This window comes from Streptomyces sp. NPDC003635 (assembly GCF_053587635.1).
Map to the genome: position 1 here is coordinate 53,068 of NZ_JBSFOK010000021.1, position 21,312 is coordinate 74,379.

Genomic DNA, 21,312 nt, shown 5'->3' on the forward strand with positions numbered 1-21,312 from the left:
CCGTCAGTCCTCGTACGGGAACCGGGCGAGCGGTGCCTCGCCCCCGTCCCGTGCACCCTGGAAACTCTGGAAGAACGACTTCGCGCGGGTCAGCGCCTCGGTGTCGTTGCGTACGTCGCCGGGCTTGCTGCCGTTGCCGAGCAGCACCCCGCCGAAGCGCATCCCCATGTAGGCGGCCGAGTTGTTGAGCGCGCCGATCAGCGGGTCGGCGACCACCGGTTCGCGGTCGGAGAGCACGGTGACGCCCCACAGCGTGCGCCCCGCCATGGTCGCCTTGAAGTCGAGGCCGGGGGTGCGCAGCCAGCCGGACCAGTAGTCGAGGTAGCGCTTTGCCGGGGCGGACAGGGTGTACCAGTACAGCGGGGAGGCGATCACGACGTCCGTCGCGGCGACCGTGGCGTCGAGCAGCCGCGCGACGGGGCCCTCGGTCGGGCGGACGTGGTCGGTGTCGTGACGCAGATCCTCGAAGTCCGGCAGCGGGTACTCGGCGAGATCGATCCACTCCTGCTCGACGGCCTCCGGCAACTGCTCGGCGGCGCGGCGGGCGAGGAACTCGGTGTTGCCGTCGGGGCGGCTGCTGCCGAGGACGAACAGGAAACGGCGGGTCATGGATCCCCCAGGATGCGAATGGTCGGCGTGCGCGAACAAACTGCATCTGCAGTATATGCGTACGCAAGTAGTTGTCGAGGGGGTTCTATCGGCGCACGGTTCCCTTCGGCGTGAGGGTCCCTATCGGCGTACGGCTCCCATGAGGTGAGCCAGGGCGTCCGTCTCCCGGGGCGGCTTCCCGTCGGTCTCACCGAGCCGCCAGGCCTGCACCCAGGGGACGCGGTACACGTCGACGAGCGACTCGATCGCCTTCACCCCTTGGGCCAGCTGCCGCGGCAGCCGTCCGGGCGCGTCCGCGACGAGCACCACTCCGTCGAGGTCGAGGCCGGGGGGCACCTGCCCGTAGCGGAACGCCTCCACCGCACGCAGTACGGCGTCCAGTCCGGCGGCGTGCGTACGGCCGACCAGGAGGACGGACCGCGGATCGGCGGGCCCGGGCCAGTCACGTCCGCAGTCGTGGCCGCCGTAGACGCGGGCCAGCGTGGTGGCGCCGGCGCCGCCGTGGGTCGCGACCCAGGAGTAGCGGCGGGGTGTGGCGGACGGCCGCGCGTCCTCGCCCGGCGGTACGGCCACCGGTCCGCGTATCCAGATCTCCGGTCCCTGCTGCACGTCAGTCCGCATGCCCGTGTTCCTCCCTCGTCACGCCAACGATCTTGGGTGGGTGGGGGTGCCCGAAGCGGGCGGGATTCCTGGAACGAGGCTGTGACGCGGCGGTGACGTGTGCGCCGGGCACCTGCGGAGAGACTCGGTGGTAGGTGTAGCCAGCGAGTGAGGAACCGATGTCTCGACTCAGCCGCGCGAAGAGGCGGGAACAGCAGCAGTCCGGGCCTTCGGCCTCCCCGATCGACGTGCACGTCCCGACCGCCGACCCGCGTACCGCCTCGGTCGGCGGCGTCCCGGTCAGGGCGGCCGACGGTGAGGAGATCCAGCAGACCGTCCTGAACCACCTGCACGGCATCGCCCTCACCACCGGTCACCCGGTCCGGGCGACGATCCAGGACGACCGCATCGGCTACGCCGTACCCCTGCAGGTGCACCCGGACGGTTCGAGCGAACTGACGGGAGACCCGACCCCCACGGCTCCGCGCGGCGAGGACGCCGCGCCCCTCGCGACGGAAGCGCCACCCCGGCCTAACCGGGACAGGCCGACCCACCTGCTCCGGGCCGTCCCCGACTCCGCCCCGACGCACCCACTACGAGCCGTACCCGCCCCCGCCGCGCTCCCCGACGTCCCCCTGCCCGCCCCCGCACGGAACGCCGCGCCCGCCCCGGCCCGCTTCCCGGACGCCCCCGTACCGGACCCGGGCCGCTTCCCCGACTCGGCGCACTTCCCGGACGCCCCCCTGCCCGCCCCCGTACGGGACGCCGTGCCCGACTCGGCCTGCTTCCCGGACGCACCCCTCTCGGCCCCCGCATCCGACTCGGCGCACCTTCCGGACGCCCCCCTGCCCGCCCCCGCCCCCGGCACGGTCGCTCCGCCGATGGGGGAGTTCGGGCCGCCGCCCGTCATGGACGCGCCGGTGCCGAGGCCGTTCGACGCGCGGACGCGGCCGCTGGTCGCCCGTAAGGTCCCCGCTCACGTGGACCCCGTCCCGGAGGACCCGGCCCTCGACGCCGCGCCCAAGCCGCCCACCCCGCCCCGCGGCTTCGACGCCGTGGCCGAAGCCGTGCTCGGTGACGAGCCGCTTACCGGCACCGCTCTCCTCGCGGAGCCCGTCGCCCGGATCAACGCGGCCGTCCGGGAAGGCCGCACGCCCGACGCGGCGGAACTGGCGGCGCGGACCGTGGCGCAGGCGTCCCAGAGCCTGGGCCCCGAACACCCCGAGGTGCTGCGGCTGCGGGAACTGGCCGCGTACATCGCCTACCTGGCCGGCGACCCGGCACGGGCCTGCGCCCTCTCCCTCGACCTGGCCCGGATACACCACCGCGCCCAGGATGCCGAAGCCGCCTACGGCAACGTCCTGAGCGCGGCGACCGCCTGGCGCGGCGTCCGCGATCCGGAACCGGGCCTGCGCCTGGGCGAGGACCTGGTCACCCTGTGGGCCACCCTCGTCACCGAGGGCGGCCCCGCCGCGGAGGACGCCGAGCGGCTGGAGTCGGCCCGCGCACGCATGAACCGGCTCACCGAGCGCGCCCGGAGCGCACAGTCCTAGAACCGGCCCGGGCCGCTCACTGCACGCAGAACTCGTTCCCCTCCGGATCCGCCATCACGATCCACGCCCCCGACGGTTCCGCGACCTCCCGCAGCACACGCGCGCCGAGCCCCCGCAACCGCTCCACCTCGGCCTCCCGCTGCCCCTCACCCGCGTGCAGGTCGAGATGGAGCCGGTTCTTGACGGTCTTCTCCTCCGGCACCCGCTGGAACAGCAGCCGCCGCCCGAGCCCGGTGCCGCTGTCCTTGTCGTACGGGTCCTCGGGATGCCGTACCGCGACCAGGTCCCGGAAGGCGAGCCGCGCGTGGAACTCCACGGTGGCCTCGCGCGGCAGCGCGCCGAGTTCCAGCAGCCGCTGGATGAGCGCGTCGTTGTCCTCGACCTCGTAGTGCAGCGCGGCGGCCCAGAAGTCCGCCTGCGCCTGCGGGCTCGCGCAGTCGATGACGAGCTTCCAGTGCAGGGGCGCGGGAGCTGATGCGGATTCAGGTGTCTGCGTCATGGGGTCACTTATAGCGGCCCTCCAGGTCAGAACCTGTCCTAATGGACCACGGCGGCCTGTTCCCGTTCGCACGCCTCCCGCGCCCGCGCGATCCCGCCCAGCGGGGTCAGCTCGTACTCCACCCGTGGCGGTACGACCGGATGCACGGTCCGCTTCACCAGACCGCCCCGCTCCAACGGCCGCAGCGTCCCGGTCAGCCTGCGCCGGCTGACCCCGTCGATGTCGGCGCCGAGGACACACTGTCCGCGTTCCGTACGGCGCTCGTGGTGCCGGTCGCGATGGTGGTGCTGGGGCTGATGGTGTCGGCCCTCAGCGCCCGGGCGTTCCGGCGCGCGGAGCGCCAGGCGTCGGCCGTCAGCAGCGTCAGCGCCAGCCAGACCAGCGCGAACCCGGCCCAGCGCTCGGCGGGCATGGCCTCCGCGAAGTAGAGGACGCCGAGGAGGAACTGGAAGACGGGCGCCAGGTACTGAAGGAGCCCGAGGGTGGACAGCGGCACGCGGATGGCCGCCGCTCCGAAGCAGACCAGCGGCAGCGCGGTGACGAGGCCGGTGGTGGCGAGGAGCGCCGCGTGCCCCGGGCCCTCGGTGGTGAAGGTGGAGTCGCCCTGGGCCGTCAGCCACAGCAGGAAGGCGAGGGCGGGCAGGAACTGGATCGCGGTCTCCGCGGCCAGCGACTCCAGACCGCCGAGGCCCACCTTCTTCTTCACCAGTCCGTACGTGGCGAAGGAGAAGGCGAGGATCAGCGAGATCCACGGCGGACGGCCGTAGCCGACGGTGAGGACGAGTACCGCGGCGAAGCCGACCCCGACCGCCGCCCACTGCACGGGCCGCAGCCGCTCCTTCAGCAGCAGCACGCCCATCGCGATGGTGACCAGGGGATTGATGAAGTACCCGAGCGAGGCCTCGACGACCCGGTCGTTGTTCACGGCCCAGATGTAGACGCCCCAGTTGACGGCGATGACGGCCGAGGCGACCGCGATGAGCGCGATCCGGCGCGGCTGGCGCAGCAGCTCGCCGACCCATCGCCAGCGCCGGATCACGAGAAGGGCCACGGCGACCGCGGCGAGGGACCACACCATCCGGTGGGCCAGCACCTCGAAGGGGCTCGCGGGCTTCAGCAGCGGGAAGAACAGGGGGAACAACCCCCACATCCCGTAAGCCGCGAAGCCGTTCAGCAGTCCTATGTGCCGCTCGCCCCTCGGCTTCTTGCTCACGGGCCCTCCTCCTGGTCGTACTCGCCTGGAAGAAGGTAGCGCCGATCACCCGGGGCTGTCATGCCCGTATCGCCATACGGTCATGACAGCCCGGAGGTGCGTCTCAGCCCTTGAGCCCGGCGGCGATGGCCTCGGCGAACGGCGTGGTCGGCCGCCCGGTGAGCCGGGACAGATCGCCGGAGGAGACGACCAGCTCGCCCTTGGCTATGGAGGCGTCGACGCCGACGAGGATGTCGACGAACGGCGCGGGCATGCCGGTGCCGCCGAGGATCCCCTTCATGGCCTCACCGTCGACCGCGTGGTAGCCGATCTCCCTGCCGGTCTGGCGGCTGAGCTCGGCCGCGTACTCGGCGAAGCTCCACGCCTCGTCGCCGCCCAGTTCGTACGTCCGGTTCTCGTGCCCCTCGCCGGTCAGTACGGCGACGGCGGCGGCCGCGTAGTCCGCCCGCGAGGCCGAGGAGACCCGCCCGTCACCGGCGGCCGCCACGACCGCGCCGTGCTCCAGCACCGGGGCGAGGTTCTCGGTGTAGTTCTCGTGGTACCAGCTGTTGCGCAGCAGCGTGTACGGCAGGCCCGAGGCGAGCAGGGCCTCCTCGGTGCCGCGGTGGTCGTCGCCGAGGGCGGCGGTGAGGCCGCCGGGTGCGCTGGTGTAGGCGAGCAGGGCGACACCGGCGGCCTTCGCGGCCTCGATGACGACGCGGTGCTGGGCGACCCGGCCCTTGTCGAACTCGTTGCCGGAGACCAGCAGGACCTTGTCGCCGGCGGCGAACAGGCCGTTGAAGGTCTCGGGGGCGTTGTAGTCGGCGACCGCGATCCGCACGCCGCGCTCGGCGAGGTCGGCGGCCTTCTCCGGGGTGCGGACGACGGCGGTGACCTGCTCCGCCGGCACCTTCTCCAGCAGCTGCCGCACGACGTGACGGCCCAGGTGTCCGGTGGCTCCGGTGACGACGATGCTCATTCTTGTGACTCCTTGTGGGGTGATCTGGGATCGACCCTAGGAGTTCCGCTAACTATTGGAAAGTACCCACTTTGAAGTAAGGTACGGGTATGGCAGTAAGTACCGTGAACAGGGACTGGCAACCGGACGGCGAGACGATGTGCCCGTACCGCCTGGTGCTGGAACACGTCACCAGCCGCTGGGGCGTCCTGGTCCTGATCAACCTCCTCGACCGCCCCCACCGCTTCAGCGAACTCCGCCGAGCGATCAGCGAGGTCCGCCCGGTCAGCGAGAAGATGCTCACCCAGACCCTCCAGACCCTGGAGCGCGACGGCATGGTCCTCAGGGACGCCAAACCGGTGATCCCGCCCCGCGTCGACTACTCCCTCACCGAACTGGGCCACGAGGCGGCGGAACGGGTCCGCGACCTCGCCGGGTGGACTGAGCGGCGGATGGACGCGGTGCAGGAGGCGCGCGAGAGGTATGACGCACGAAAGAGGGCTGCTGAGCTGGGCTGACGTCGACGCTCAGGGTCTGTGAAACGTATGGCGCAGGCGCTCGCCGGGCACATACATGTCAAGGCCATGGTGGACATGAGCGGTACGTCCTTCCATGCGCCCCTTTTCCGCCTCCTGCGCCGACTTGAGCCGCCAGGCATGCTGGAGGCGGGGCGCTGTGCCCACCCGCGTGCCGGTCCTCGTGCCGCTCACGAGAGCCTCGGCCGGCAGCCGGATGCCTGACCCGGGGGTTCGCCTTGGCCACACAGAATCCAGATGCGCGAGGGAACGATTCAGCAGCGGGGGCAGGGCCCGGCTGGGCACGCACCCGCTTTCGACGCGTGTCCCGCCGTCGTCGCCAGGAGAAGCTGGCGGAGGGCCTGCTCCATCAACTCACCTTCCTCGCCCAGGAGATCCGGCACTCGAACCAGATCCAACTTCATCGGATCATGGCGGCGCAGATGGAGCGGGCGATAGCGGACCCGGCACTGGCGGAGGCGGTGAGCACCTTGTCGGGCCTCTCGGAGCACGAGCGCCGTCAGATGATCTTTGTCAACGCTCAGTACACCGCGAACGTGCTCCACCATCGTGTCGGCGCCATGGAGTGGGACGAACTGATCGGCGCTTTGAGGGTGTTGTGCCGGGCCCCAGTTTTCGACGCTTACTGGGACATGACCCGGGAGCACCGGCGGAGCCTGCCCGGCGAATCACTCGAGGCGCGCGTGGGCAGGGCGGTCGACCTGATCGTGGAGGGGCTTCGTGACGATCCCGAGGAGTGGTGGGTGGTGGGCACACCTTGATTCGTTCACTCCAGAGGTCTAACTTCGTTTGAATCTGCATGACTTGGGGGCAGATACTGTGCCAGTGCACAGTGATCTTCCTGCCCTCAGCATCCTCCGCCGTCTCGGTGACTCACCGCGGGAGCGCGGGAGTACGACCTTCGAGACATGTCCGGACCTCTTCGAACTGAGCGACGGAAGCTTCGCTGTCATCGGTACGGACCGGACCGATGAACTGGACGCCCTGCTCCCCGCCGACGCGGCCCGGGCCGACTACGAGCGCATCGTCGTCATCACCCGTGACACCCTCCTCAGAGCCAAGCGGGACATCCCCGACGCATGACACGGAGGGCCCGGACGCCGTACAGCGTCCGGGCCCTCCGTGAGTTACGTCGCCGTCAGCCGACGACCGTCCAGGTGTCGCCGCCCGCCAGTAGTGCGGCCAGGTCGCCCTTGCCGTGCTGTTCGATCGCGGTGTCCAGTTGCTCGGACATCTGGGTGTCGTAGACCGGGCGTTCGACGCTGCGGAAGACGCCGATCGGGGTGTGGTGGAGCGTGTCGGGGTCGGCCAGGCGGGAGAGGGCGAAGGCCGTGGTGGGGGACGCCGCGTGGGCGTCGTGGACGACGATCTCGGCCTCGTTCTCCGGGGTCACCGCGACGACCTTCAGGTCTCCCGTCACCCGGTCGCGGACCACGCCCCGCGTCCCGTCCGTGCCGAAGCGGATCGGCTGCCCGTGCTCCAGCCGGATCACCGCCTCCTCCGCCTGCTGCTTGTCCTTCAGCACCTCGAAGGCGCCGTCGTTGAAGATGTTGCAGTTCTGGTAGATCTCCACCAGCGCGGTCCCGGGGTGGGCGGCCGCCTGGCGCAGCACCTCGGTGAGGTGCTTGCGGTCGGAGTCCACCGTCCGCGCCACGAAGGACGCCTCCGCGCCGATCGCCAGCGACACCGGGTTGAAGGGCGCGTCCAGCGAACCCATCGGCGTCGACTTGGTGATCTTCCCGACCTCGCTCGTAGGGCTGTACTGACCCTTCGTCAGGCCGTAGATCCGGTTGTTGAACAGCAGGATCTTGAGGTTCACATTGCGACGCAGGGCGTGGATCAGGTGGTTGCCGCCGATCGACAGCGCGTCGCCGTCGCCGGTCACCACCCAGACGGACAGGTCACGCCTGCTGGCGGCCAGGCCCGTGGCGATCGCCGGGGCACGGCCGTGGATCGAGTGCATCCCGTACGTGTTCATGTAGTACGGGAACCGCGAGGAGCAGCCGATGCCCGAGACGAACACGATGTTCTCCCGCGCCAGCCCCAGCTCGGGCATGAAGCCCTGCACCGCGGCCAGGATCGCGTAGTCACCGCACCCGGGGCACCAGCGCACCTCCTGATCGGACTTGAAGTCCTTCATGGATTGCCTGGCCTCGGCCTTGGGAACGAGCGAGAGCGCCTCGATCGTGCCCGTGCCTTCCCTGGACGTCTCAGGCATCGATGGCCTCCTTGAGAGCCGTGGCGAGCTGTTCGGCCTTGAACGGCATGCCGTTGACCTGGTTGTACGAGTGGGCGTCCACCAGGTACTTCGCCCGGATCAGCGTGGCGAGCTGACCGAGGTTCATCTCGGGGACGACAACACGGTCGTACCGCTTCAGGACGTCACCGAGGTTGCGCGGGAAGGGGTTGAGGTGCCGCAGGTGCGCCTGTGCGATCTGCTGTCCGGCGGTGCGGAGCCGGCGCACGGCCGCGGTGATCGGGCCGTAGGTCGAACCCCAGCCCAGGACCAGTGTCGTGGCGCCGTCCGGATCGTCGACCTCCAGCTCCGGCACGTCGATACCGTCGATCTTCGCCTGCCGGGTGCGGACCATGAAGTCGTGGTTGGCGGGGGCGTAGGAGATGTTGCCGGTGCCGTCCTCCTTCTCGATCCCGCCGATGCGGTGCTCGAGTCCGGGGGTGCCGGGTACGGCCCACGGCCGGGCGAGGGTCTGCGGATCGCGCTTGTACGGCCAGAAGACCTCCGAGCCGTCCTCCAGGGTGTGGTTCGGGCCCTGCGCGAACTGCACCCGCAGATCCGGGAGTTCGTCCAGCTCCGGGATCCGCCACGGCTCGCTGCCGTTGGCCAGGTAGCCGTCGGAGAGCAGGAACACCGGAGTGCGGTACGTCAGCGCGATCCGCGCCGCCTCCAGCGCCGCGTCGAAGCAGTCGGCCGGCGTCCTCGGCGCGATGACCGGCACCGGCGCCTCGCCGTTCCTGCCGAACATCGCCTGCAGCAGGTCCGCCTGCTCGGTCTTGGTCGGCAGACCGGTCGACGGCCCGCCGCGCTGGATGTCCACCACCAGCAGCGGCAGTTCCAGCGAGACGGCGAGACCGATGGTCTCCGACTTCAGCGCCACACCCGGACCCGAGGTCGTCGTCACCGCGAGCGAGCCGCCGAACGCCGCCCCGAGCGCCGCCCCGATCCCGGCGATCTCGTCCTCCGCCTGGAAGGTCCGCACGCCGAAGTTCTTGTGCTTGCTCAGCTCGTGCAGGATGTCGGAGGCCGGCGTGATCGGGTAGGAGCCCAGGAACAGCGGCAGGTCCGCCTGCCTGCCCGCCGCCACCAGACCGTAGGACAGGGCCAGGTTCCCGGAGATGTTCCGGTAGGTGCCGACGGGGAAGGCCCTGGCGGCCGGCGCGACCTCGTAGGAGACCGCGAAGTCCTCCGTCGTCTCGCCGAAGTTCCAGCCGGCCCGGAAGGCGGCGATGTTCGCCGCCGCGATCTGCGGCTTCTTCGCGAACTTCGACGTCAGGAACTTCTCCGTGCCCTCCGTCGGCCGGTGGTACATCCACGACAAGAGGCCGAGCGCGAACATGTTCTTGCTGCGCTCGGCCTCTTTGCGGGACAGATCGAACTCTTTGAGGGCTTCCACTGTCAGTGTCGTCAGCGGCACCGGATGCAGGTGGTAGCCGTCCAGTGAGCCGTCCTCCAGCGGCGAGGAGTCGTAGCCCACCTTCTGCATGGCCCGTTTGGTGAACTCGTCCGTGTTGACGATGATCTCCGCGCCGCGCGGAAGGTCCTGCACATTCGCCTTCAGCGCCGCCGGATTCATCGCGACCAGCACGTTCGGCGCGTCGCCCGGCGTCAGGATGTCGTGGTCGGCGAAGTGCAGCTGGAAGGAGGAGACACCGGGGAGGGTCCCGGCGGGGGCGCGGATCTCGGCAGGGAAGTTCGGCAGCGTCGACAGGTCGTTGCCGAAGGACGCCGTTTCCGAGGTGAAGCGGTCACCGGTGAGCTGCATACCGTCACCCGAGTCCCCCGCGAACCGGATGATCACCCGGTCCAGCCGGCGTACGTCTTTCGCCGTCGCCGGTTTGCGCTGCTCTCCCACTAGTGCTTCGTCGGCCTGCTCCGCTGGGCTACTGACCTGGCTGGTCACTGAACTGGACCTCCTTCGAGGCGGCTGTCGGGGAGCGGCCTTCCCGCAGGCCCTCCCACAGGATCAACCCTACGTCCGCAAAGGTCGCCTTCCCCGGGCCATTCGCATGATGGACACGGTTTTGAGACGCTTCGCCACCCTGACTTGTCATGATTTTCCCGCCCCCCGGGCGCTTCCTCCGAAGACGCTCCCCGCTCGCTGTGTGGTTCTGAGTCCCCCCTCTGTGTTTCTTCAGGCCGGCGTCGCCGCGCCCGGGCTTGGCTGACACAGTGTCAGTTCGTCAGGAGTTCAGGTAGGTCAGGACCGCGAGAACGCGCCGGTGATCCCCGTCACTCTGGGACAGCCCCAGCTTCAGGAAGATGTTGCTGACGTGCTTCTCCACGGCCCCGTCGCTCACCACGAGCTGCCGGGCGATGGCGGAGTTGGTCCGCCCCTCGGCCATCAGCCCCAGGACCTCCCGCTCCCGCGGGGTGAGCCCCGCCAGCACGTCCTGCTTACGGCTGCGCCCGAGCAGCTGCGCGACCACCTCCGGGTCCAGGGCCGTGCCCCCCTCGGCCACCCGCACCACCGCGTCCACGAACTCCCGCACTTCCGCCACCCGGTCCTTCAGCAGGTACCCGACCCCGCGACTGGAACCGGCCAGCAGTTCGGTGGCGTAGCGCTCCTCCACATACTGTGACAGCACCAGCACACCGAGTCCCGGATGCGCCTTGCGCAGCTGTACGGCGGCCCGCACACCCTCGTCGGTATGGGTCGGCGGCATCCGTACGTCCGCGACCACGACGTCCGGCAGCGTGCCCTGCGCGTCGAGCTCCGTGATGGTCTTGATCAGTGCTTCTCCGTCGCCCACGCCGGCGACGACCTCGTGCCCGCGGTCGGTCAGCAACCGGGTCAGGCCCTCCCTGAGCAGCACTGAATCCTCGGCGATGACCACCCGCACCCTGTCCTCCACGACTTCCGGCCCCCCGAGCCTGTGTTGCGTCCGGCCGGCTGTCTTCCGGCCCGGTCCCACGGCTCCTCAGTATCGCGCGATCGGCCGGTTCGCACCGGGCCTGTGGATAACCTGGCCCGCCGCGGGGGCTGCGCGGGCGGGCAGGGGGGCGGATTCCGGCCGCGCCGCACGTGCGAGGTCCGCCTCCGGCAGAGGAGGCGGACCTGAAAAGCGGTCGCGCGGGTCCCTACACGGCACGCCAGGGAAGCTCCGCCGTGATCCGCGTCGGACCACCCACCGGCGAGTCCACGACCAGGATCCCGTCCACGGCGTCCAGGCGTTCGGCGAGCCCGGCCAGGCCCGACCCGGCGGTGGTGTCGGCGCCGCCGACGCCGTTGTCGACGACCTGGAGCATCAGCCGGTTCTCCACCCGCCAGACGTCCACGCCCGCCCAGGTGGCCCGCGCGTGCTTGCTGATGTTCTGCAGCAGTTCCGAGACGGTGAAGTAGGCGATGCCCTCGATCGCCGGGACCGGCCGCGCGGTCAGGTCGACCTGCACCTCGACCGGGACCGTGCAGCGCGAGGCGACCGAGGAGAGCGCGGCGTCCAGACCGCGGTCGGTCAGCACGGCCGGATGGATCCCGCGGGCCAGGTCGCGCAGCTCCTGCAGGGCCGTCTTCACCTCGCCGTGCGCCTCGTCCACCATGCGCGCCGCGGCCTGCGGATCCTCCGCCAGCTTCTCCTTCGCCAGGCCCAGATCCATGGCCAGCGCCACCAGACGGGCCTGCGCGCCGTCGTGCAGGTCGCGCTCGATGCGGCGCAGATCGGCGGCGGCGGTGTCGACCACGATGCCGCGGTCCGACTCCAGCTCCACCACGCGCGTGGCCAGCCGCGACGGGCCGAGCAGCCCGTGCACCATCAGCCGGTCCACCATCGTCAGCGCCCGCACGATCCACGGCGTCGCCAGCGTGAAGAGCAGTCCCACCAGCGCGGTCACGGTGATCTCGAACGCGTTGTCGAGGTAGACCTGGTGCGTCTCGTCGCCGTAGAGCTGGATACCGCCCTGGCCGCCGTACAGCGGGAAGAGCCAGAACCACAGCGGGTAGGTCAGCAGGCTCCAGCCGATGGCCCAGAAGTTCACCGCGACGACGAAGGAGAAGGTCGCCCACGGCAACTGGAGCACCGCGTACAGCAGTGAGCGCCAGGAGGTGCCGCTCTTCAGCACGGCGCCCATCCACGCCAGGAACCCCTGCCTGCGCATCCGCAGCGGCTCCGGCTCCGCGACCTCGAGGTCCAGTAGCCCCCGCGCTCGGGCCCGCTCCATCGCCCCGAGACCGCGGCAGCCGGCCAGGCCCGCCGCCAGCACCGGGATGCCGAGGAAGGTGACCAGCAGTCCGAAGCCGAGCGACACCATGGTGATCGCGTAGGTGAAGAACAGGACGCTGATCGGCAGGCTCAGCAGGACATAGCCCAGCTCCCGCCAGTGCCGCGCCTCGAACGGTGCCCGCAGCCCGGCCGGCAGCCGGTGCCTCTCCGGGACGTCGAGTCCGTATCCCTGCCCGTACTCCATGGCCATCGGCGTCGTCCGTTTCTGCTCGTGCCTCTGGGTGTGTGCCGTACCTCCACCCTCCTCCGCCGCAGGTCCGCGAGCCATGGAGTCCGTCGGCGTCTTGAACGGGGGGTTTTCCCTACCCCTGCTCCGGGACCCGGTCGCGCCACGGCAGTTCCGCCGTCACCGTGGTCGGGCCGCCCTGCGGGGAGTCGATCACGAACAGTCCGTCCACGGCGCCGAGCCGGTCGGCCAGCCCTCGCATCCCCGTACCGCCGTCCAGCCGCGCACCCCCGCGACCGTCGTCCCACACCTGCAGCAGCAGCCGGTCCTCCGCCCGCCACACCTCCACGGACGCCGACCGCGCCCCGCTGTGCTTGCTGATGTTCTGCAGCAGCTCCGAGACCGTGAAGTAGGCGATCCCCTCGATGGCCGCGGCCGGCCGCGAACCCAGATCCACCGTCACCTTCACCGGCACCGTGCACCGCGAGGCGACCGACGACAGCGCCGCGTCGAGGCCGCGGTCGGTCAGGACGGCCGGATGGATCCCGCGGGCCAGGTCCCGCAGCTCCTGAAGCGCGAGCTTCACCTCGCCGTGCGCCTCCTCGACCATCGCGGCGGCGTAGTCGGGATCCTCCAGGAGCTTCTCCTTCGCCAGGCCGAGCCCCATCGCGAGATTCACCAGCCGCGCCTGCGCGCCGTCGTGCAGATCCCGCTCGATCCGCCGCAGATCGGCGGCGGCCGTGTCGACCACCACCCCCCGGTCGGACTCCAGTTCGGCGATACGACGCTCCAGCTCGTCCGAGGGCGACAGCAGCCCGCGCACCATCGCCCGGTCCGCGTTGGCCAGGCCCCGCGCGATGAACGGCAGCACCGGCCACAGCACGAACAGCGAGGTCAGCGTGATGGTGAAGGTGAGGATGCCCCACGGCAGCCGGATGAAGTCGTACAGCACCGTCCGCCAGCCCACCGGGTCCTTCAGCAGCTGCCACAGTTGCGCGAAGAAGCCGTTCCGCCCCCCGCGCAGCCGCAACGGGCTCGGCTCGTCCACCCGCACCCCGAGCAGCGCCCGCGCCCGCTTCCGCTCCAGCTTGCCCAGCTGCCTCGCACCCATCAGCCCGGCCGCCAGCATCGGGAAGCCGACCACGGTGACCGTCAGCCCGGCTCCCACGAACAGCATCGTCACCACGTAGACGAAGCCGAACAACGACATCGGAAGGTTCGCCAGAAGGTGCGCGATCTCCTTCCAGGTGTGCCGGTCGTAGGCGAAACGAGCCGGCGGCAGCGGCTCATTCCAGTCGCTCCGGTCGCTGCGGTCGGCTCGGCCGACTCGGTCGGCCCTCGGGGCGCGCTGGGGGGACGGATGGCGTTCGGTCATATGGGCTAGCGTGCCGGTCGAGCGGCGCTCGCGCCATGAGGCGGACCGCCGCGCTCCCCTGGGGAAAACCCCACCTGCGCCCCACAAGCCATGACAGGCCGCTTACGCTCGCTTTAGCAGGGCCTAGACTCCCGTGCGTATAGATCGTCGATCTGCATCGTCGAACTAGATGTCGAATTTCATGTCGAACGGCTGTGTTCAGTGAGGTCAGGGAGCGAGGGACGGACGTGCCGGAAACGACCGTCGTCGTCGCGGCGGACAAGGGTGTCGTCGTCTCGGCGGATTACTTCCAGTCCTACTCGGTCGTCGGACTGCTCGCCGTGGTCGGCGTGCTGTTCGTCGCGGTCGCCTTCGGGGCCGGGCGCCTGCTGCGGCCCGTGGTCCCGACGCCCGAGAAACTTCTGACGTACGAGTGCGGCGTCGACCCCGTCGGCGAGGGCTGGGCGCACACCCAGGTCCGGTATTACGTCTATGCCTTCCTTTACGTGATCTTCGCTGTGGACTCGATCTTCCTGTTCCCCTGGGCGACGGTCTTCGCCGCCCCCGGCTACGGTGCCACCACCCTCGTCGAGATGTTCATCTTCCTCGGCTTCCTGGCCGTCGGTCTGCTGTACGCCTACAAGAAGGGCGTCCTGGAATGGACGTGACTCCCTCCCCTTCCGAGCCCGTGCTGCTGCCGGAGCCGAAGCGGCTGGGCGCGCTCGCCCGCCTCGCGCCCGAGCCGATGAAGGTGGTCCTGAACTGGGGCCGCCGCTACTCGCTCTGGGTCTTCAACTTCGGCCTCGCCTGCTGCGCGATCGAGTTCATCGCGGCGTCCATGGCCCGCCACGACTTCATCCGCCTCGGGGTGATCCCTTTCGCACCGGGCCCGCGCCAGGCCGACCTGATGGTCGTCTCCGGCACGGTCACCGACAAGATGGCTCCCGCCGTGAAGCGGCTGTACGAGCAGATGCCCGAGCCGAAGTACGTCATCTCCTTCGGGGCGTGCTCCAACTGCGGCGGTCCCTACTGGGACTCGTACTCGGTGACCAAGGGTGTCGACCAGATCATCCCGGTGGACGTCTACGTACCGGGCTGTCCGCCCCGCCCGGAGGCGCTGCTCCAGGGCATCCTGAAACTCCAGGAGAAGATCGCCCGGGAATCGCTGGGGGAGCGGTACGGGGTGGCCCGTCCTTCTGCCGCGGCTTTGCAGAGTGGGTTGGTCAAGGGGCCGGACGTCGGGTCCGGGCCGGGGTCGGCTGCTGCGGCGAACGGGGCGGGGGGTGGAGCTGGTTCGGGTTCCCCTGATTCTTCTGTCCCTGGTTCGGGTCCGGTGACGGCTTCTGACTCGCTCAACGGATCGGCTGGGGGGTCGAGTTCCCGGTCGGCGGGGGATTCTGGATCGGGTTCTGGCGAGTCGGGTTCGCAGGCCGCCGCCGATCCGCGGTCCGGGTCGGGTCCGCAGTCCGCATCGGGTGCGGAGTCCGAGTCGGGTTCCGGCTCTTCGGCGGGCTCTCCATCGGTGAACGGATCGGCCGCGGGCGGGAGTTCCCGGTCGGCGGCGGATTCCCGTTCGGCTTCCGACTCGGGGGAGGAGCGATGAGCACGGTCGGCTGGCTGCCCGCACCCGTCGAGGAGCTCTTCGGTTCCGAGGCCACCGGCGAGGAGTCCTACGAGGTCCTCACCGTCGACGTCCCGCCCACCTCCTGGACCTCGGCGCTGCGCACGGCACGCGACGAGTTGGGCTGCACGTACTTCGACTGGCTGAGCGCGGTCGACGAACCGGGCACGGGCTTCCGCGTCGCCGCCCACGTGGCCGCCCTGGCCCCGGTGCGCCGCCTGCTGCTGCGCACGACGGTCCCGCACGAGGCTCCCGTGCTGGAGTCCGCGATCACGGTCTACGCGGGCGCGGCCTGGCACGAACGCGAGACGCACGAGATGTTCGGAGTCTCCTTCGAAGGCCACCCGGCGCTGGACCACCTCCTGCTCCCGGAGACCTTCGAGGGCCACCCCCTGCGCAAGGACTTCGTCCTGGCCGCCCGCGTCGCCAAGGCCTGGCCGGGCGCGAAGGAACCGGGCGAGTCCGAACACGGTGGCCCCAAGCGCCGCCAGATGCTTCCGCCCGGCGTCCCCGACCCCAACGAGTGGGGCCCGCTCAAGGGCCAGCTCCCCGCTGCCCCGGCACGTCCGGCGCGGGGTGCGGGCCGAGCGGCGGGGGAGCGTCCGGCCCGTGCCGCGGCGGCGGGGGAACGTCCCGCACGCCGGAGCCGGTCCGTTTCGGAGGGCTCGGCGAGCCAGGCCGCGGCGCCGGCGGCCGGGGCGGCAGACGCGGCGACGCCTCCGGCGGAGGGCGCCCCCGCGGCGGCTCCGCCCCGCCGTGCGCGCAGTGCGAGCGAGGGCTCCGCGAGTCAGCAGGCGGGTACGGCGGCTGCGAGCGGCACCGGCACCGGCACCGGTACGGGAGCCGCTGCCGCCCCGCGCCGCTCCCGCAGCGTGAGCGAGGGCTCCGCCTCCCAGCGCACCGAGCCCACGGCGCCCGAGGGCACCCCGCCCACGGCGCCCAGGACGCCCCGCAGCACGGACGCCCCCTGGCACCACGCCCGTCCGGCCTTCGAGGAACCAACTTCGAAGGAGCCGACGCAGGAGCCCCGGCAGGAGCCGGAGGCGGAGCGAAAGCAGGAGGCGCAGCCGGAGCGGAAGCAGGAGCCCGAGCAAGAGACGGAGCCGGAGCGGAAGCAGGAGCCCGAGCAAGAAACGGAGCCGGAGCAGGAGCAGGCGCCCAAGCCCCCCGCCCCCGCCGAAGCCCCGAACGAAGACCCCGCCGAAGACCGTCCGAACCCCCCAGGAGGCCCGCAGTGAACGACGCGCTCGACGTCACCCTGCGACTCCTCGTCGTCTTCGTCGTCTTCCTCACGTTCCCCCTGCTGATCGGTCAGACCGAGCACAAGGTGATGGCCCACATGCAGGGCCGCCTCGGCCCCATGTACGCGGGCGGCTTCCACGGCTGGGCCCAGCTCGTCGCCGACGGGGTGAAGTTCGCGCAGAAGGAGGACGTGGTCCCGGCCGGCGCGGACCGCCGTATCTTCCAGCTCGCCCCCGCCGTGGCCCTGCTCCCGTACCTCCTCGTACTCCTCGCCATCCCGATCGGCCCCGGTGAGGGTGCCGTCGGCGAGGTCATCGACGCGGGCGTCTTCTTCGTCCTGGCCGTCATGGGCGTCGGCGTCCTCGGCGCGCTCATGGCCGGCTGGGCCTCCGCCAACAAGTTCTCCCTGCTCGGCGGCCTGCGCACCGCCGCCCAGCTCCTGGCCTACGAACTCCCGATGCTCCTCGCCGCCGCCTCCGTCGCGATGGCGGCCGGCACGGTCTCCCTGCCCGGCATCCTCGACGCCTTCGAGTGGTGGTGGCTGCCCTGGCAGATCGTCGGCGCAATCGTGTTCTTCGTGGCCGGGCTCGCCGAACTGCAGCGCCCACCCTTCGACATGCCGGTCGCCGACTCGGAGATCATCTTCGGCGCGTACACCGAGTACACGGGCCTGCGTTTCGCACTCTTCCTCCTCGCCGAGTACGCCGGAATCGTCGTCCTGTGCGGCCTGACCACCGTGCTCTTCCTGGGCGGCTGGCACGGCCCCTGGGGCGCCGACGGCCTCGGCTGGGTCTGGACGCTGCTCAAGACCGCCCTGCTCGCCTTCGTCGTGATCTGGCTGCGCGTGACCTATCCCCGGTTGCGCGAGGACCAGCTCCAGAAGCTCTCGTGGACGCTCCTCGTCCCCCTCGCCCTCGCCCAGATCGCCCTCACCGGCATCGTCAAGGTGGTGATCGAGTAATGGCCCCCATCCCCGGCTCCGGCCTCGCCAAGGGCCTGGCCGTCACCCTTCGCACGATGACGAGGAAGTCCGTCACCGCGCAGTACCCGGACGCCCAGCCCCACCTCCCGCCCCGCACCCGCGGTGTGATCGGCCTGTTCGAGGAGAACTGCACGGTCTGCATGCTGTGCGCCCGTGAGTGCCCCGACTGGTGCATCTACATCGACTCCCACAAGGAGACCGTCCCGGCGGCGGCCCCCGGTGGCCGTGAGCGCAGCCGCAACGTCCTCGACCGCTTCGCCATCGACTTCTCCCTGTGCATGTACTGCGGTATCTGCATCGAGGTCTGTCCTTTCGACGCCCTGTTCTGGTCCCCGGAGTTCGAGTACGCCGAGACCGACATCCGGGAACTCACCCACGAGCGGGACAAGCTCCGCGAGTGGATGTGGACGGTCCCCGAGCCGCCCGCCCTCGACCCCGGCGCGGAGGAGCCCAAGGAGCTCGCCGCGGCCCGCAAGACGGCGGAGAAGCTCGCCGCCGCCCAGGCCGAGCCCGAGGAGGGAGAGTCGTGACGTTCGCCGCGGACAGCCATGGCTTCCTCTCCCCGACCGGCGTCGAGATCACCTTCCTCCTCGTCGGCCTGGTCACCCTCGGCGCGGCCCTGATCACCGTCACCACCCGCCAGCTGGTGCACGCCGCCCTGTGGCTGGTGGTCGCCCTCGGCGGCCTCGCCGTCGAGTACCTCCTGCTCACCGCCGAGTTCATCGCCTGGGTGCAGGTCCTCATCTACGTCGGTTCCGTCGTCGTCCTCCTCCTGTTCGGCCTGATGCTCACGCGGGCCCCGATCGGCCGCTCCCCGGATGCCGACTCCGGCAACCGCTGGGTCGCCCTGGCGGTGGCCGTCGCCGCCGCGGCCGCCCTGATCTGGGTGGTCGTCGACGCCTTCCGCACCACCTGGATCGACCTCGACGGCGCCCCGGCCGGCTCCACCGACGTCACCGGCAAGGCCCTCTTCCAGAACTGGGTCCTCCCCTTCGAGGCCCTCTCCGTCCTCCTCCTCGCCGCCCTGGTCGGCGCGATCGTCCTGTCCCGCAAGGCGAAGGCCGACACGACGCCCGCGGCCGGCGGGGGAACCGCCGCCCCGACCGGCGGCGGAACCGCCGGGACGGACGGCGGGGGAGCCGCCAAGGCCGACAAGGAAGGCGCCCGCTGATGCACCTCGCCTATCCCGCCGTGCTCTCCGCCCTCCTGTTCTGCACGGGCCTCTACGGCGTCCTCGCCCGCCGCAACGCGATCCTGGTCCTGATGTCGGTCGAGCTGATGCTCAACGCCGTCAACCTCAACCTGGTCGCCTTCGACGTCTGGCTCAGCCGGGCCGCGGAGGAGACCCTGCACTCCGGCCAGGCCCTCACCCTGTTCACCATCGCCATCGCAGCCGCCGAGATCGGCATCGGTCTGGCGATCGTCCTCGCCGTCCACCGCAACCGCGGCACCTCGGACATCGACAAGCTCCGCGACACCGCCGAGGGCCACGAGAGCGAGGCCCTGGACGTCCAGGCATCCGCCGAGGAGAAGGCTGAGGCCACCGCGTGACCACGACCACCCTCGCCGTCCTCGTCCCCCTCCTTCCGTTCCTCGGCGCGGCCGCCGGACTGCTCCTGGGCCGGACGGCACCCGGCTACGTCCGCCCGCTGGCCGTCCTGCCGACGCTCACCTCCCTGGTCCTCGCCGTACTGGTGGCCGTCGACCAGGGCGGCCACGAGGCGGTGAACGCCGCCACCGAGCTCACCCCCACCGGCTCGGTCCCGATCGAACTCGCCCTGTACATCGACGGCTTCGCCGCCCTCGTGGCCGTACTGGTCGGCCTCGTCGCCTCCTGCGTGCAGATCTACTCCACGGGCTATCTGCGCGACGACCCGCGCTACGCGTCGTACGCCGCGCTCGTGTCCCTGTTCACCTCCGCCATGCTGCTCGTCGTCTACTCCGGCGACCTGATGGTGCTGCTGGTGGGCTGGGAGATCATGGGCATCTGCTCGTACTTCCTGGTCGGCCACTACTGGGAGACCCCCGAGGCCCGCGCCGCCTCCCTCAAGGCCTTCCTGGTGACCAAGCTCGGTGACGTCCCCTTCCTGATCGGTCTGTTCGCCCTGGCCACGGACGCCGGGTCCTTCAGCATCACGAAGATCCTCGGCACCGTCGCGAGCGGCGGCCTCGACCACCCCACGCTGATCGCCCTGCTGCTCCTCGCGGGCGTGGCCGGCAAGTCGGCGCAGTTCCCGCTGCACACCTGGCTCCCCGACGCGATGGCGGGCCCGACCCCCGTCTCCGCGCTGATCCACGCCGCGACGATGGTCGCCGCCGGTGTCTACTTCGTCGCCCGTCTCCTTCCGGTCTTCGAGGCCTCCCAGGCCGCGATGGTCGTCCTCGCCGTGATGGCCGCGGTCACGATGGTCGGATCCGGTCTCGCCGCCCTGGCCCAGGACGACATCAAGCGGGTCCTCGCCTACTCGACGATCGGCCAGCTCGGCTACATGACCGGCGCTCTCGCCGTGGCCGACCGCGGTGCCGCCGTCTTCCACCTCCTGTCGCACGGCGCCTTCAAGGCGCTGCTGTTCCTCGCGGCCGGCGTCATCATTCACGCCGCGGGCACCAATTCGCTGGCCGCCATGTCCCGGATGAAGAACCTGCGCGCCCGGGTCCCCGACGCCTACTGGACGATGAGCGTGGCGCTCCTCGCGCTCGCCGCGATCCCGCCCTTCAGCGGCTTCTTCTCCAAGGAGTCCGTCCTCGGTGCCGCCGAGCACGTCTCCACCGGCCACACCGAGCACGCTCCCGGCGCAGCGGGCTGGGTCGTCCTCGTCGCCGCCCTGTTCACGGCGCTGCTCACCGCGGCCTACGCGACCCGCCTGTGGCTGCTGGCCTTCCGCGGACGCGGAGCCGAGGCCCCGGACCACGGACGGCAGCCCCTCACCATGACCGTGGTGCTGTGGGTGCTGGCCGTGCCCTCGCTCGCCTTCGGCGGGTTCGCCTACGGCACGCTGCCCGACTGGTTCGACGGCCACGACCTCGCCCCGACCCTGACCACCTCGGTCCTCGGCACCGGCGTGGCCCTGGTCGGCGGCATCGTCACCTACGCGGCCTGGCGCCACACCACCGCCCTCGCGGCCCGTGTCCCGCTGGGTGCGGTCGCGGCCCATCCCGAGGGCGACGCCGGACTGGTGGAGGCCGAGGCCATCGCGAGTCACGCGCCCGCCTACGGAGACGTGGCGTCGGCACCCGACCCGGCGGACCCGGGCCGCCTCCTGCTCGGTCCGCTGCACCGCCACGCGGCCGTCGGCTTCCACCTGGACGCCGTGTACGCGGCCCTCTTCGTCCGCCCGGTCCAGGCCGGCGCGAGTCTCGTCCGGTTCCTCGACCGCGAGGTCGTCGACACCTACGTACGTGGCGCGGGCGCGCTGCCCCGCTGGCTCGGCATCGCCGTACGGCGTGCCCAGACCGGCAATGTGCAGACCTATGTGAGCGCGCTGCTCGCCGGAACCGTCGTCCTGGCGGTCGCCGCCGTCCTCGTCGCCACGGGAGCGTGAGC

General features: G+C 70.9%; 21 protein-coding genes and 2 pseudogenes. 12 read left to right on the forward strand and 11 right to left on the reverse strand.

Annotation, left to right across the window (positions count from 1 at the left end; all coding sequences use genetic code 11):
• Positions 1-3 precede the first annotated feature (3 nt).
• Together ACWDRW_RS20825 and ACWDRW_RS20830 are read right to left on the reverse strand one after the other, a co-directional pair.
• Positions 4-609, reverse strand: a complete 606-nt coding sequence (locus ACWDRW_RS20825) for a flavodoxin family protein (protein ID WP_451725189.1) — start codon at positions 607-609, stop codon at positions 4-6.
• A gap of 120 nt (positions 610-729) precedes the next feature.
• Complete coding sequence (locus ACWDRW_RS20830; protein ID WP_451725191.1) at positions 730-1,230, reverse strand: DUF6668 family protein; 501 nt, start codon at positions 1,228-1,230, stop codon at positions 730-732.
• Positions 1,231-1,388: 158 nt separating this feature from the next.
• On the opposite strand from ACWDRW_RS20830, the gene ACWDRW_RS20835 reads away from it, so the two are divergent.
• Positions 1,389-2,762: a tetratricopeptide repeat protein gene (locus tag ACWDRW_RS20835; RefSeq protein ID WP_451725192.1), complete on the forward strand. Its 1,374-nt coding sequence runs from the start codon at positions 1,389-1,391 to the stop codon at positions 2,760-2,762.
• A gap of 16 nt (positions 2,763-2,778) precedes the next feature.
• On the opposite strand, the gene ACWDRW_RS20840 is transcribed toward ACWDRW_RS20835, so the two are convergent.
• The 4 genes and pseudogenes from ACWDRW_RS20840 to ACWDRW_RS20855 form a co-directional block, all read right to left on the reverse strand.
• Entirely contained in the window at positions 2,779-3,261 is a 483-nt protein-coding gene (locus tag ACWDRW_RS20840; protein WP_451725194.1) for a VOC family protein, read from the reverse strand.
• Positions 3,262-3,299: 38 nt separating this feature from the next.
• Positions 3,300-3,536: pseudogene (locus ACWDRW_RS20845) on the reverse strand (winged helix-turn-helix transcriptional regulator); the annotation flags it as partial.
• Positions 3,455-4,411 (reverse strand): EamA family transporter RarD, encoded by a 957-nt coding sequence (gene rarD / locus ACWDRW_RS20850; RefSeq protein ID WP_451725281.1) that lies wholly within the window; start codon positions 4,409-4,411, stop codon positions 3,455-3,457. The pseudogene ACWDRW_RS20845 and the gene rarD, both read right to left, overlap by 82 nt.
• Positions 4,412-4,577: 166 nt before the next feature.
• Positions 4,578-5,432 (reverse strand): SDR family oxidoreductase, encoded by an 855-nt coding sequence (locus tag ACWDRW_RS20855; RefSeq protein ID WP_451725196.1) that lies wholly within the window; start codon positions 5,430-5,432, stop codon positions 4,578-4,580.
• An 89-nt stretch (positions 5,433-5,521) separates the two neighbouring features.
• On the opposite strand from ACWDRW_RS20855, the gene ACWDRW_RS20860 reads away from it, so the two are divergent.
• The 3 genes from ACWDRW_RS20860 (at position 5,522) to ACWDRW_RS20870 (ending at position 7,030) form a co-directional block, all read left to right on the forward strand.
• Positions 5,522-5,929 (forward strand): winged helix-turn-helix transcriptional regulator, encoded by a 408-nt coding sequence (locus ACWDRW_RS20860; protein ID WP_451725198.1) that lies wholly within the window; start codon positions 5,522-5,524, stop codon positions 5,927-5,929.
• A 320-nt stretch (positions 5,930-6,249) separates the two neighbouring features.
• Positions 6,250-6,708 (forward strand): DUF6082 family protein, encoded by a 459-nt coding sequence (locus ACWDRW_RS20865; RefSeq protein WP_451725199.1) that lies wholly within the window; start codon positions 6,250-6,252, stop codon positions 6,706-6,708.
• Between the two features lie 64 nt (positions 6,709-6,772).
• Positions 6,773-7,030: a hypothetical protein gene (locus tag ACWDRW_RS20870; protein WP_451725201.1), complete on the forward strand. Its 258-nt coding sequence runs from the start codon at positions 6,773-6,775 to the stop codon at positions 7,028-7,030.
• Between the two features lie 55 nt (positions 7,031-7,085).
• Here the strand turns inward: ACWDRW_RS20870 and ACWDRW_RS20875 are convergent, their stop codons facing one another.
• The 5 genes from ACWDRW_RS20875 to ACWDRW_RS20895 form a co-directional block, all read right to left on the reverse strand.
• Positions 7,086-8,165, reverse strand: coding sequence for a 2-oxoacid:ferredoxin oxidoreductase subunit beta (locus ACWDRW_RS20875; protein WP_451725202.1), 1,080 nt, complete (start codon positions 8,163-8,165; stop codon positions 7,086-7,088).
• Complete coding sequence (locus tag ACWDRW_RS20880) at positions 8,158-10,086, reverse strand: 2-oxoacid:acceptor oxidoreductase subunit alpha (RefSeq protein ID WP_451725204.1); 1,929 nt, start codon at positions 10,084-10,086, stop codon at positions 8,158-8,160. The genes ACWDRW_RS20875 and ACWDRW_RS20880 overlap by 8 nt, the downstream gene beginning before the upstream one ends.
• A gap of 280 nt (positions 10,087-10,366) precedes the next feature.
• The gene (locus ACWDRW_RS20885; RefSeq protein ID WP_451725282.1) at positions 10,367-11,026 is read right to left on the reverse strand and encodes a LuxR C-terminal-related transcriptional regulator; all 660 of its coding nucleotides are present in this window, start codon (positions 11,024-11,026) and stop codon (positions 10,367-10,369) included.
• Between the two features lie 238 nt (positions 11,027-11,264).
• Positions 11,265-12,593: a sensor histidine kinase gene (locus ACWDRW_RS20890; protein WP_451725205.1), complete on the reverse strand. Its 1,329-nt coding sequence runs from the start codon at positions 12,591-12,593 to the stop codon at positions 11,265-11,267.
• Positions 12,594-12,705: 112 nt separating this feature from the next.
• Positions 12,706-13,944 (reverse strand): sensor histidine kinase, encoded by a 1,239-nt coding sequence (locus ACWDRW_RS20895; protein ID WP_451725207.1) that lies wholly within the window; start codon positions 13,942-13,944, stop codon positions 12,706-12,708.
• 227 nt (positions 13,945-14,171) lie between these two features.
• Here ACWDRW_RS20895 and ACWDRW_RS20900 point away from each other — a divergent pair, with 227 nt between their 5' ends.
• The 8 genes and pseudogenes from ACWDRW_RS20900 (at position 14,172) to ACWDRW_RS20935 (ending at position 21,310) form a co-directional block, all read left to right on the forward strand.
• Complete coding sequence (locus ACWDRW_RS20900; protein WP_451725209.1) at positions 14,172-14,591, forward strand: NADH-quinone oxidoreductase subunit A; 420 nt, start codon at positions 14,172-14,174, stop codon at positions 14,589-14,591.
• Positions 14,582-15,253, forward strand: a pseudogene (locus tag ACWDRW_RS20905) (NADH-quinone oxidoreductase subunit B); the annotation flags it as partial. The gene ACWDRW_RS20900 and the pseudogene ACWDRW_RS20905, both read left to right, overlap by 10 nt.
• Positions 15,254-15,522: 269 nt before the next feature.
• Positions 15,523-16,782, forward strand: a complete 1,260-nt coding sequence (locus ACWDRW_RS20910) for an NADH-quinone oxidoreductase subunit C (protein WP_451725211.1) — start codon at positions 15,523-15,525, stop codon at positions 16,780-16,782.
• A complete protein-coding gene (locus ACWDRW_RS20915; protein ID WP_315886121.1) occupies positions 16,779-17,747 on the forward strand; it encodes a complex I subunit 1/NuoH family protein in 969 nt (322 codons plus the stop codon). The genes ACWDRW_RS20910 and ACWDRW_RS20915 overlap by 4 nt, the downstream gene beginning before the upstream one ends.
• On the forward strand, positions 17,747-18,298 hold the full coding sequence (locus tag ACWDRW_RS20920) for a NuoI/complex I 23 kDa subunit family protein (RefSeq protein WP_451725214.1): 552 nt from the start codon (positions 17,747-17,749) through the stop codon (positions 18,296-18,298). The genes ACWDRW_RS20915 and ACWDRW_RS20920 overlap by 1 nt, the downstream gene beginning before the upstream one ends.
• A complete protein-coding gene (locus tag ACWDRW_RS20925; RefSeq protein WP_451725216.1) occupies positions 18,295-18,939 on the forward strand; it encodes an NADH-quinone oxidoreductase subunit J family protein in 645 nt (214 codons plus the stop codon). The genes ACWDRW_RS20920 and ACWDRW_RS20925 overlap by 4 nt, the downstream gene beginning before the upstream one ends.
• Positions 18,939-19,319: an NADH-quinone oxidoreductase subunit NuoK gene (nuoK, locus tag ACWDRW_RS20930; protein WP_451725217.1), complete on the forward strand. Its 381-nt coding sequence runs from the start codon at positions 18,939-18,941 to the stop codon at positions 19,317-19,319. The genes ACWDRW_RS20925 and nuoK overlap by 1 nt, the downstream gene beginning before the upstream one ends.
• Positions 19,316-21,310 carry an NADH-quinone oxidoreductase subunit 5 family protein gene (locus ACWDRW_RS20935; RefSeq protein WP_451725219.1) on the forward strand — a complete coding sequence of 665 codons (1,995 nt, stop codon included), beginning with the start codon at positions 19,316-19,318 and terminating at the stop codon, positions 21,308-21,310. Before nuoK ends, ACWDRW_RS20935 begins: the two co-directional genes overlap by 4 nt.
• Positions 21,311-21,312 lie beyond the last annotated feature (2 nt).